The organism is Runella zeae DSM 19591 (assembly GCF_000423565.1).
Taxonomy (GTDB): Bacteria; Bacteroidota; Bacteroidia; order Cytophagales; family Spirosomataceae; genus Runella; species Runella zeae.
This window is the reverse complement of record NZ_AUIF01000003.1, coordinates 314,031-326,270: the sequence shown is the minus strand read 5'-3', so window position 1 is coordinate 326,270 and position 12,240 is coordinate 314,031. Positions and strand designations below refer to the sequence as shown.

Below are 12,240 nucleotides of genomic sequence, written 5' to 3'. Positions count from 1 at the left end.
CAGCCATGAAATCTATTTTGCTAAAAAAACCTTCCTGCTGTTTATACAAGCAGTCCAAGATGAATTTATTCAAAGCTTCTATTTTTGTTGGAATCTTTTTATCGATTTCGGCGTCGAGTTGGAGTCAAACCTCAACTTTAGACAAAGCCATTAGCCTCAAAATCACCAATGAACGCTTGGAAGAAGTATTAAAAATCATTGGCGAACGGGGAGGATTTAATTTTTCTTATAATCCCAAAGAATTTGACATCAACCGACGTATCACTCTTACGGCGTCAGGCAAGGCAGTAAGGCAGGTGCTAGATGAGATTTTTAAAGGAGGGGCGGCTTATAAAGAGCGGCGGGGGCATATTATCCTCCAAAAAGTAGAAATTGAGACCGAAAAACCCAAAGATATTATTATCAATGGTTATGTTTTTGACCGCGAAACAGGCGAGCGCATTGCCCAAGCCAGTATTTTTGAAAAGCAAACCCTGATTTCGGCGGTTTCCAACAAGTCCGGCTATTATCGTCTAAAACTCCCTGCTTCTCTTCCCAAACCTCAACTTGAGGTTCGTAAAGAGCGATACTTTGGGTATAGTACTGCCGTTACGGCTCCCTCTTTGGATATAAGTTTACTCCAAATGCCGCTTGATAGTCGGCTTCAGCCGCTTTCGCCTCAGGTAAAAGCCGCCACCCTACCTCCTTCTGACACCCTCAAAGTAAAAGTACCTGTAGCAGCATCGGCGTCTCCCATGTTAGTGTCGGTCGATACGGTTTTTAGTCCGTCTAAACCCAAACGCCAAATCATAGAAGACGTAGAACAAACTTTTGTGGATGCCTTTGCGTCTGCCAAACAAGCGATTCACATCAAAAACGTAAAGGATACGCTCTATCGTCCGTTTCAAGTTTCTTTTTTACCTTTTATTGGGACAAACCACGTCATGAGCGGCAATGTCATCAATGCCACCTCTTTCAATATCATTGCCGGGTATTCGTTGGGAGTAACCGCCCTCGAAGTCGGTGGTTTTGCCAATGCTGTCCGTGGCAATGTGCATGGTGCTCAAATAGCAGGCTTTGCCAATGCCGTTGGCAACAGTGTATATGGCTTACAAGTGTCAGGGTTTGCCAACGCGGTTTTAAGAAATTTTGAGGGTTTACAAATTTCAGGCTTTGCCAATGCGACAGGAGGCCACCACAGTGGTTTACAGATTGCGGGATTTACCAATCTCACAGGCCGAACTTTTACTAATGGCTTACAAATCGCGGGCTTTGCCAATGCGGTTTTAGGAACCACCAAAGGGGTGCAGATTAGTGGTTTCACCAACTTAGTGTTGGGCAATCTATACGGCTCTCAGATAAGTGGTTTCGCCAATATCGCTACAAAAAAAGTGAGAGGAGTCCAAATCAGTCCCTTTTTCAATTATGCTCACCTTCATCAACAAGGCGTACAATTATCTCTCTTCAATTACGCTGATTCGTCGGGGGGAGTGCCTATTGGCCTTTTTAGTTTTGTAAAACGAAATGGCTATCGACGTTTGGAAATAAGCACAGACGAACTCAACTACGCTAATTTAACCTTCAAAACTGGAGTCAATGCGTTTTATAATATTCTCACCATCGGCGGGAATTTTGGAATTGCCAACAAGCCCCTCTACACATTTGGCTATGGAATAGGTTCGGCGATTCGACTAGGCAGAGGCTGGATGACCAACATAGACCTCACTGCCAACAAAATCATGGAAGAGGTAAACCGTTTCGATTCCGTCAACGGGCAGTTTTATCGTATTGCTTTAGGCTTAGAAAAAAAACTTACTCCACAACTAGCTTTATTTGCAGCCGCCTCTCTTACAGGTCTCACCGCCCAGCCCGGTTATCTTAAAGTAGACTTATCCCGTCTGTATCAGCCCTTTCCGGTGGCCTCGCTTCAAAATGGGCTAGAGTTTACCAATTGGCTAGGATTTCAGGCAGGAATAAGGATATGTAACCGTTAACAATCGTTAACCAAAGAGAGCGTTACTCTTTAAAATACGACCGTCTAAATGTCGTTAAATGAGTAAAACTTCTATTGATATATGGCCTAATTTTTACGTAACTTTTTTATTTTTTATTTAACCATCTTCTAATACTAATGAAAAGATTACGTCATACACTAACAGCCTTGTTTGTTGCATTGGTAGGTTTTTCGAGCCAAGCACAAGTATCTATTGGAGCACGCGGAGGAGTTTCTTTGGCCAAAACAATGGGCAACGGATTTATCGAAAATTTTACGGGAGAGCTTGATTATATAGTCAGTGGCAATGGCGCGTTATTTTTGCAAGTTCCTATTAGTGGGGGGCTGTCGTTTCGTCCCGAAATAGGCTACCGACAAAGCGGAGCAGGTATCACTTCCAACAATTTATTGAATTTAATAGGAGCCAATCTACCTTTAGGTGGTAGCCTCAAACAACGCCTCACTTATATTCAAGCTCCCATGTTGTTACAATATGACTTTGGCTATGAAGATAGCCCCGTCAGACCTTACGTTATATTGGGTCCTTCTCTCAACTATCTCGCAGCTGGAAAAATCGTTTCACGTGCCGATTTATTCTTGTTTCAAACTCCTCCCACGCGGACATCTATTGGTTTAGGTTCATTTTCTCGTTTTGAATTAGGAGGTGCAGGCGGTTTGGGCGTAAGTTTTGATTTAGGTGTCGCCAAAATGCTCATCGAAGGTCGCTATGAGCGTGGATTTACACGCGTCTATGACTCGGGCATTGTACGCATTCCTGTTCATAATCAAAGTTTTAGCTTATTAGCAGGGTTTTCGATTCCTTTGGGTCGATAAAAATAATTTTAATCAAAGGTTGCACCCCTTCCAACAAAATAAGATGCAAAAAAAGGGCTGTCTCAAGATAGAGTCAGCCCTTTTTTGTAAATACGATTCTAGCAAAAAAATTATTTTTTCAGCCAAGTAGATATATATATTACAGCATGAATCGCGGCAAAAATCAAAGAGAAATAAAACAATCCTGTATCTGCACCATCGGTTTGTGCATGGTGTACAAAAGCAATAACCCCCAGCGCCAACGCCAATGCTAATCCAGAAAGGCCAATGATTTTATAATCACCAGCGAGGGTGTGTAAGCCTTCCGATAATTTACTGTGCTTGATACCATACCATAGATACACATCAAATCCGATAATCATCCATACAATCAATCGAATCCAAGTATCAAGCGGTAAGAAAGCCATCATAAAGAAACAAGTAACTACTCCCAAAATAGGTACCAATGGCACCAATGGCGTTTTGAAAGCGCGAGGAGCATCTGGCATTTGCTTACGCATAACGATGATACCGATACATACCAAAATAAATGCAAACAAAGTACCTATACTGGTCATTTCGCCTACTACTCGTGCTGGAATAAAGGCCGCAAACAAACTCACAAAAATCATGAACATCACGTTACTTCTTACGGGCGTTTGGAATTTAGGGTGTACTTGAGAAAACACACTAGGTAACAGGCCATCTTTACTCATACTGAAGAAAACGCGGGTCTGTCCCATAAGCATCACAAGGATAACAGAAGCATAACCTGCCAAAATCGCCACAATAATAGCCCGGTTGAGCCAAGGATAATCTGGCACAATCAAGCCAGCTGCATTGGGAGTACCCATGTGTTCGATCGCTACTGCTACTGGGGCAATCCCATCTTGTCCTTTAAATGAAGTATAGTTGGTCACTCCTGTCATTACGTGAGCAAACAAAATATACAAAATAGTACAAATCACTAAAGAAGCCAAGATACCGATAGGCATATCTCTACGAGGGTTTTTGGCCTCTTGGGCTGCTGTACTTACTGCGTCAAAACCTATGTAAGCAAAAAACACAATCGCCGCTGCTCTAATAATACCACTAAAGCCATACTCCCCAAAATTGCCAGTATTTTCAGGAATATAAGGAGTGTAGTTTTCGTTGTTGATGTATTTCCAACCTAAGATGATAAAAATAATCACTACCGCTACTTTCAAAGCCACAATGATACCATTGACCAAGGCACTTTCTTGGGTACCTTTCATCAACAACAAACTCATCAATATCACAATAAATACTGCTGGCAGATTGATCATTCCTCCATCCCACGGTCCTACAGTGAGGGCATGAGGGAGATGGACATCAAAACCTTCTAAAAATTTAACCAAATAACGGCTCCAACTAATACTTACAGTAGCGGCTCCTACGGCATACTCCAACACCAAATCCCAACCAATAATCCAAGCGATAAATTCGCCCATCGTGGCGTAAGAATAGGTATAAGCACTTCCCGCTACAGGAATCATCGACGCAAACTCAGCATAACACAACCCCGCAAATGCACATCCAAGGGCAGCTACGATGAAAGAAATGGTAATGGCAGGGCCGGCCTGATTGGCGGCGGCTCCGCCCGTAATAGAGAATAGTCCTGCACCAATAATCGCCCCTATCCCAAGTGCAATCAAACTACCCGCACCGAGTGTTCTTTTTAATTGGTTACCTTCTCCCGATGATTCATGTATCAGTTTGTCTAAAGGCTTTCGAATCCAAAGTTGATTTGCCATTCTTTGTTAGGTTAAAGTTTTACAATACAAAATTAGGTTTGTGAATGAAATGTGGTTGAAAAATACGTTGTTATCGGCTTGTTACCAAACAATTACAACAAAAGTTATTTTAAGTACAAAAGAAAAGTGGTTAGTGAGTGACAAGTCAAAGTCCTGTATAATAAGTTACTGACTTTAACTCTCAACGACTAACCACTTATGATAAATCACCTAACTATTTTTTTAGAGAAGGCTTAATGAGTGGGGCTTTCTTTTCTTTTTTAGCCTTTTCTTCTTTTTGCTCTTCTTCTTGAGGCATTTCTATTTCCTGCATGCCACCACGTGGGGTATCAGGAAAATCCGAAATCAAACGAGCAGGAGCTGGTCTTTTAGCCTCATCGGTTTCTTCTTTAGATTGGGCACGAGTAAGAGAATCCACTACAATAGGAGTCGCTACAAAAAGTGAAGAATAAGTCCCCACAATTACCCCAATCAGCATCGCAAAAGAAAATCCACGAATTACCTCTCCACCAAAGAAGAATAACACAATAAGTACCAACATCGTAGAAAGACCTGTTACGGCGGTACGGCTTAAGGTACTATTCAAGGCATTATTGATAATCACCGGTATACTTTCCTTCTTGTTGCGATTGTCTCGTAGATATTCTCGAATACGGTCAAATACAACCACCGTATCGTTCATCGAATAACCCATAATCGTAAGAACAGCTCCAACAAAAGCCTGATCTACATCCAAAGAGAAAGGTAGAAGACCATTAAATATAGAGAATATTGCTAGAATAATGAGTACATCGTGAAACAAGGCTACCACACCTCCCCACACGAAAGCAAGCTTCCGGAATCGTAAGAAAATATATAAAGAAACTACCAAGACCGCTAAGAAGATAGATTTCAATGAGGTAATGATAAGATCAAAAGCGATGGTTGGCCCTACTTTTTGAGAACTTTGGATCGTAGATTTATTGCCTGATAGTTTGCTCAAACCTTCGTCCAGTTTGGCAGCTGCTCTTTTATCAGAATCTGCCGATGGATCGTCTACCAAATAGCTCGTAGTAATTTTAACTTGTTCGTTGGCTGCAATACCCGCCCCTCCGTACGTTTTTACCTCAGGAGCAGCACCAAAAACTTCCGTAAGCACCTCACGAACATCAGATGTACTGACAGGGTTTTCAAAACGCACTACGTAGCTACGTCCACCTTTGAAATCAACACCAAGGCCGAATCCTTTGAAGATGACAGAAACAATCCCCAAGGCGATGATGGTCGATGAAATAATGTAATATAAACGACGGCGTGATATAAAATCGAAATTCGTGTCTTTGAACAGGTTTTGAGACCAAGTTGCAAAAAACTCAATTTTATAGCCTTTGGCTACCCACCATTCCAAAATCAAACGTGAAACAAACAAGGCGGCAAAAAGCGAAGTAAGAATACCTATCACCAATGTAGTAGCAAATCCTAAAATAAGCCCTGTCCCTAAAAAGAAAAGGATAATACCGGTAAGAAGGGTAGTAACGTTGGAGTCTAAGATAGAGGAAAGAGAGTTTTTGAAACCATCCGATATTGCCAACTTCATATCTTTACCCATCGCAAGCTCTTCTTTGATTCTCTCAAAAATAAGTACGTTTGCATCTACCGCCATACCTATGGTAAGTACAATACCCGCAATACCTGGCAAAGTAAGCACCGCCCCTAAAGAGGCCATAATACCCATCAAGAAAAACAAGTTGATTATCAAAGCAATATCTGCCACAATCCCAGCTTTGTTATAATAAATAAGCATAAAGCCTAATACCACTAGCAAACCTACCAAAGAGGATATAATACCAGCCGTAATAGATTCAGAACCCAAAGTAGCTCCTACCACAGCTTCTTCCACGATATTTGTGGGAGCAGGTAGTTTACCAGCTTTAAGTACGTTGGCCATGTCTTTGGTCTCGTCAATCGTAAAGCTTCCCGTAATACTTGAGTTACCATTGGGGATTTCATTTTGTACGTTTGGCGCAGTATACACAAAGCCATCCAAAATGATAGCGATAGGACGTCCAATATTGGCAGCAGTAAGATTTTTCCATTTACGAGCACCTTCAGCATTCATTCGCATACTTACCTCAGGGCGGCCTCGGTCATCATAATTGTTGCCGGTAGCATCTACTATTACATCGCCTTCAAGCGGTGCTTGTCCACTTGGTTTTTTAATAAAGTAAATACCCACAATTTCGTTACGTTTGTCGGTGGTTACAATCCCCTTACGATCCCACATCATGTAGGCGTCTGAAGGAAACATCGCTTTCACTTCTTGACGACTAAAAAGCTCATTGACACGAGCTGTGTCTTTTGCATAAACCCCTAATTGACCTTGTGAAATAGGGACAAACAAACTAGCCAAACCTGTTTGGTTAGCTGTAGTATCTTTGGCGGTAGAATCCGCTTTTGCTCCTTTGGCAAGTTGCGCTGCCAATCCTCCACCTACAGCAGTTGTATCGGCTTTTCCATTTGCTTTTTCTGCGATTTTTTTCTCGGCATCTAGCTGAGTCAAATACGCGCCCAAAGCATTTAAACCTGGAGATACTTCATCAAGGGTGTATACTTCACAAAATTCCAATTTAGCAGAACCCGTCAAAAGACGACGAACACGGTCAGGGTCATCTACCCCAGGCAACTCAATCAAAATACGTCCTGAGCCCGGTAGACGTTGGATGTTGGGGTTTGCTACCCCAAATTTATCAACCCGCTGCTGGATAATTTGAAAGGCACGGCTAGTAGCTCCCTCTACTTCTTCCTTCAAAAATTTGATTACTTCTCCATCCGAAGAACTGCTATTGATTTTACCACGGTTGGTGCTGTTTGAGAATACTTGAGCCAATGAAGCATTAGGCGCAATTTTCTTGTATTCGCTCGCAAATAAGTCAACAATATTGGCCTGACTTGTTTTTTGAGCCTCAATAGCCTTTTTCAAAGCCTCATTGAACTGGCTATTGCGAGCGCTTCCCCCAGCCAATCCCTTCATGATGTCAGAAGGGGCTACTTCCAACACTACGTGCATACCTCCTTGCAAGTCAAGACCTAAACCAAGCTCACGTTGGGTGACTTCTTGGTAAGTTGAACCAAGAAATACTGGCTCGCGGCGAATAGAGTCTAAATAATGCTCTTTCTTTTTAAGGTCGACAATCCCGTCTTTTCCAGTAGCATATGCTTCGGCTTTGCTCTGAATATTACGCGCCACAAAAGTAAACGACAGATAATAGACGCTCAACAAAGCCACTACTATCGTCAAAATCCAAATACCAAGTCTGTTTTGCATTTTTTTATTTAGGAAACAATTGATTGAATGTAATTTAAATGAATCTGTCAGAAGGCATAACATGCCTCCAAGGATACGCATAGGTATCTACAAAACTGGCTTTATGATCAAACACACAACAAGCCAACAATTCTCAACCTCTAAAGACTAAGGAGCGTTGATTGCGATAAAATGGCCGAAAACGTTTCGGAAAAAAGAGAAGAAATAATAAAATACGTCAAAGCGTTTGGGAAGAGTACAAATTACCGGTAGCTCAAAACTATATATAGTCGGTAAAAAATAGAAAGACTGCTCAAAATCAAACGAAATGGCAGGTGCAACTACTGCCTCAATCGACATTTCCTGAATGACAGGACGCTCATCGTTGGTTTGTTTTTCTTTGTCTGTCTTAACAGCAACTGGCTTCTTAACCTCCAACTTCTTCAGCACTATGGAGCGCCCCACTGTTGCAGTCAGGAGGAGCAACAATGCAAGCGATGCTGTAGTTAGTTTAGTAAGTAGCTTTTTCTGTTTCATATGTCTTTATTACCGTTGCCTCATCAATGAATTAAATGGAGGTCGTTTTTAAAGTGTTCGCAAAGTTCGTACCATTTTTTTTTCAAAACAATACCTCTCTCACATCCTTTACTAGATTTTATCTATATTTTTCTTAAAAATTTCACAAAATCAAACATTTCACAGTGCTTTCCTCTAAAATAAAGGATATTATTTTTTGAACTTTCTATAAAAAAGGCCCTATAACACCTAAAAATTTTGTTGTGTTGCTCAATATTGACCCCTAAAAAGGTGTTTCTTACAAAAACATAGAATGATTTTGTAAGGTTTTGATACAAGACCCCAGAAATTTTGGTTATAATACCATACCAATATCAGGCGTTGTTATTGGTGAGTAGCGCACTGATAAATGTCAGTACTTATTCCCCAATACTTAATCATTTTGTACGGGATATTCATACTTAACCTATTGTTAATAACCACCTCATACACAACATGCAGACTTTAAAAATATCTTACCTTCAATTATTGAGTTATACGTTAGGAATATTGATGTTAGCAGCTTGTGGACGTCCCGTTTCTACTCCCAACGGAGGCCTTGGAATCCCTATCAAGCTAGCCAACGCCGACTATCCACTTGATATTTTTTACGAAAACCAACCTACCAATCGGCCCTATACTCAACTTGGCCCTGTGAAGGTAGAAAAGTCTGTGCCCCTTAGTGAAGCCCAAACCAAAGAAGGAAGAATGATCTACAGAGGCAATGATGAAAGTCAAAAACGCGCACTGCTCGATCAGCTTATATTACAAGGCGTAGGTATGGGAGCCCACGCCTTGGTCAATGTAAGATACCAATACTATACCACCAAAGATTATCAGGGATTTGTCATGGAAGGAATTGCCGTAAAATATGGTAATATGCCCTCCCCTCGATAATCTAGTGTGCTTCTAGCCAATTTTGGCCTACTCCTATTCCTGTTTCCATTTTTACGGGCAGCGGAATAGCGTTGACCATCAACTCGTTGACTTTGTGACTCAATAGCTCTACCTCGTCGCGATGTGCGTCAAAGATTAATTCGTCATGCACTTGCAAAATCATCTTTGATCGAAGATTTTCTTTTTTTAGGAAATCGTGGATATTAATCATGGCCACTTTGATCATATCAGCTGCTGAACCCTGAATAGGTGCATTGATGGCGTTTCGCTCCGCAAAACCGCGCGTCGTTTGGTTTTGCGAATCAATATCTGCCAAATAACGTCTCCGTCCCAAAATCGTCTCTACATATTTGTTTTCGCGTGCCTTATGGATGGCATTATCCATGAAAGTTTTGACCGACGGAAACTCTTGAAAATAAGCCTTGATAATTTCGCTTGCTTCGCCTCTTGGAATACCTAATCTTTGTGCCAATCCAAAAGCGGAAATTCCATAGATAATTCCAAAGTTGACCATTTTGGCTTTGCGTCGCATTTCGGAAGTTACTTCTGCAAGTTCTACCTTAAATACTTTGCTTGCCGTACTAGCATGAATATCCAAGCCATTGTTGAAGGCTTCGAGCATTGTCTGGTCTTGGCTAAAAGCCGCCATGATTCGCAATTCAATCTGTGAATAATCGGCCGACAAAATCACAAAATCTTCGTTTTTAGGCACAAATGCTTTTCTGATTTCGCGTCCGCGTGGCGTTCGTATCGGGATATTTTGGAGGTTGGGATTGGTACTACTCAAACGCCCCGTAGCAGCTACAGCTTGGTTAAAAGAAGTATGAATCCGGCCTGTATTGTGATTAATCAAGAGAGGTAAAGCGTCTACATACGTAGATTTTAGTTTCTGTAACTCTCTATAATCCAAGATTTTTCGCGCAATTTCGTGCTCTGCTTCAAGATCAGACAAGATATCTTCACCCGTGGCATATTGTCCGGTAGCTGTTTTCTTGGGGTTCTTAATAAGTTTGAGCTTTTCAAATAAAACCACCCCCAATTGTTTGGGTGATGAAATATTAAACTCTTCGCCCGCCAATGCAAAAATTTCGGTTTCGACTTGTTTCATGTCGGTATCCAATACGCCCGACATTTCTTTCAAGGTTTGAAGGTCTACTCTTACTCCTTCTCGCTCCATATCGGCCAATACTGGCACCAAGGGAATCTCTACCCCTTTAAACAATTTATCAGCCTGATTTTCAACCAACAAAGGATGCAATTTTCCTTTTAACTGAAGTGTAATATCCGCATCTTCGGCGGCATATTCTACCAGTTTATCGATTGCCACTTCACGCATCGTGAGCTGTTTGGGACCTTTTTTTCCAATCAACGCCTCAATAGCCACAGGTTCATAATTGAGGTAAGAGTTAGCCAAAATATCCATATTATGGCGTTTATCTGGCTCAATCAGGTAGTGTGCCAGCATAGTGTCGTACAGTGGTCCTTTTATTTCGACGCCATAGTTGTGCAATACGGCCAAATCATACTTGAGATTTTGGGCAATTTTTTCAATTTTGGGATTTTCTAGTACCTCCCTAAAGTCCTCTACTACCTCTTGCGCCGCTTCACGGTCTGCTGGTACGCTTACAAAAAAAGCCTCTCCACTTTGATAGGCAAACGACATTCCTACTAGCTCGGCATCGATTGCATCGATAGAAGTAGTTTCGGTGTCAAAACAAAACGAATCTTGTAAGCTTAAATAATAAGCCAATGATTTTCGCAACTCGGGAGTATCAATCAAGTGATAACGATGAAATGTATTAGCGACGGTTCGCTTTTCGGTCGAAGTACTTTCTACAAAGCTCGTGACAGTAGGTTTGTTGGAGGTGGGCTTGGATGGCTCAGGTGTAGGTGTACTTTCTCCAAACAAACTCAACTGACCGTTGCTTGCAGGAGCAGATACTTGAGTAGAAGTAGGGCTAACGTCGGTCTCACCCAGTAAACGTTTACGGAGGGTTCGAAACTCTAGTTCGTCTAACAACTCTGACAACAATTCTCGGTTAGGCTCACACATCAGCAAATCCGATTCGTCAAATTCGATTGGAACATTAACATCAATTTTTGCTAATTCTTTCGAGAGTTTAGCCTTATCGGCACCTTCTACTACCTTTTCTTTGAGCTTGCCAGTTAATTTATCAGTATTGGCTAGGAGGTTTTCTACAGAGCCAAATTCCTCTATCAATTTTTGGGCTGTTTTTTCTCCCACCCCCGGAATGCCAGGGATATTGTCGGACGCATCCCCCTGCAAACCAAGCATATCTACTACTTGGCTTACGTCTTTGATTCCCCATCGTTCACATATCTGCTGCGGCCCCATGATTTCTACTCCCTTGCCCAATGCCGCAGGTTTATAGAGATAGATATGCTCTTCTACGAGCTGTCCGTAGTCTTTATCAGGGGTCATCATAAAGACTTCAAAACCCTCGCGTGCGGCTTTTTTAGCCAACGTACCTACGACATCATCCGCTTCATAGCCGTCTAATTCTAAAATAGGAATACACAAGGCCCTCAGCAATCGCTTTATATATGGTACCGCGATAGTAATATCCTCGGGCTGCTCTTGACGTTGTGCTTTATATGCTTCAAACTGAATATGTCGAAAAGTGGGTTTAGGAGTATCGAAAGCGACACCCAAATGAGTAGGTTTCTCATCTTTTAGGACTTCCAATAAAGAATTGAGAAAACCAAATACTGCGCTCGTATTCAAACCTTTAGAAGTAATTCTTGGGTTTTTGATAAAGGCAAAATGTGCGCGATAAATCAATGCAAAAGCATCTAGAAGAAAAAGCTTTTTGTCTGGTTTCATGGTATTTTTAATCAGTAATTGTTACAAAGAACGGAAAGTTTGGAGAGATTTTTGACAGTTGGAAACTACCTTTTGTATTTGTTCGTTAATTTTATGTTTT

At 41.5% G+C, this 12,240-nt stretch carries 7 protein-coding genes; 3 read left to right on the top strand and 4 right to left on the bottom strand.

Going from position 1 to position 12,240, the window contains the following annotated elements; genetic code table 11:
- Nucleotides 1-59 precede the first annotated feature (59 nt).
- Both G563_RS0101450 and G563_RS0101445 read left to right on the top strand, forming a co-directional pair.
- A complete protein-coding gene (locus tag G563_RS0101450) occupies nt 60-1,973 on the top strand; it encodes an STN and carboxypeptidase regulatory-like domain-containing protein (RefSeq protein ID WP_051210683.1) in 1,914 nt (637 codons plus the stop codon).
- 137 nt (nt 1,974-2,110) lie between these two features.
- Entirely contained in the window at nt 2,111-2,806 is a 696-nt protein-coding gene (locus tag G563_RS0101445) for a porin family protein (protein ID WP_028663728.1), read from the top strand.
- A 110-nt stretch (nt 2,807-2,916) separates the two neighbouring features.
- On the opposite strand, the gene G563_RS0101440 is transcribed toward G563_RS0101445, so the two are convergent.
- The 3 genes from G563_RS0101440 to G563_RS36655 form a co-directional block, all read right to left on the bottom strand.
- Nucleotides 2,917-4,560, bottom strand: a complete 1,644-nt coding sequence (locus tag G563_RS0101440) for an amino acid permease (protein ID WP_028663727.1) — start codon at nt 4,558-4,560, stop codon at nt 2,917-2,919.
- Nucleotides 4,561-4,774: 214 nt separating this feature from the next.
- Nucleotides 4,775-7,864 carry a protein translocase subunit SecDF gene (gene secDF / locus G563_RS0101435; RefSeq protein ID WP_028663726.1) on the bottom strand — a complete coding sequence of 1,030 codons (3,090 nt, stop codon included), beginning with the start codon at nt 7,862-7,864 and terminating at the stop codon, nt 4,775-4,777.
- 147 nt (nt 7,865-8,011) lie between these two features.
- Entirely contained in the window at nt 8,012-8,380 is a 369-nt protein-coding gene (locus G563_RS36655; protein ID WP_051210682.1) for a hypothetical protein, read from the bottom strand.
- A gap of 474 nt (nt 8,381-8,854) precedes the next feature.
- On the opposite strand from G563_RS36655, the gene G563_RS0101425 reads away from it, so the two are divergent.
- Nucleotides 8,855-9,295, top strand: coding sequence for a hypothetical protein (locus G563_RS0101425; protein ID WP_037325755.1), 441 nt, complete (start codon nt 8,855-8,857; stop codon nt 9,293-9,295).
- A 1-nt stretch (nt 9,296) separates the two neighbouring features.
- On the opposite strand, the gene polA is transcribed toward G563_RS0101425, so the two are convergent.
- On the bottom strand, nt 9,297-12,140 hold the full coding sequence (polA, locus tag G563_RS0101420; RefSeq protein WP_037325754.1) for a DNA polymerase I: 2,844 nt from the start codon (nt 12,138-12,140) through the stop codon (nt 9,297-9,299).
- Nucleotides 12,141-12,240 lie beyond the last annotated feature (100 nt).

What these genes read in the sequence shown, in the direction of transcription:
- G563_RS0101450 (WP_051210683.1), top strand. Translation starts at nt 60, where the DNA reads ATGAATTTATTCAAAGCTTCTATTTTTGTTGGAATCTTTTTATCGATT.
- G563_RS0101445 (WP_028663728.1), top strand. Translation starts at nt 2,111, where the DNA reads ATGAAAAGATTACGTCATACACTAACAGCCTTGTTTGTTGCATTGGTA.
- G563_RS0101440 (WP_028663727.1), bottom strand. Translation starts at nt 4,560, where the DNA reads ATGGCAAATCAACTTTGGATTCGAAAGCCTTTAGACAAACTGATACAT.
- secDF (WP_028663726.1), bottom strand. Translation starts at nt 7,864, where the DNA reads ATGCAAAACAGACTTGGTATTTGGATTTTGACGATAGTAGTGGCTTTG.
- G563_RS36655 (WP_051210682.1), bottom strand. Translation starts at nt 8,380, where the DNA reads ATGAAACAGAAAAAGCTACTTACTAAACTAACTACAGCATCGCTTGCA.
- G563_RS0101425 (WP_037325755.1), top strand. Translation starts at nt 8,855, where the DNA reads ATGCAGACTTTAAAAATATCTTACCTTCAATTATTGAGTTATACGTTA.
- polA (WP_037325754.1), bottom strand. Translation starts at nt 12,140, where the DNA reads ATGAAACCAGACAAAAAGCTTTTTCTTCTAGATGCTTTTGCATTGATT.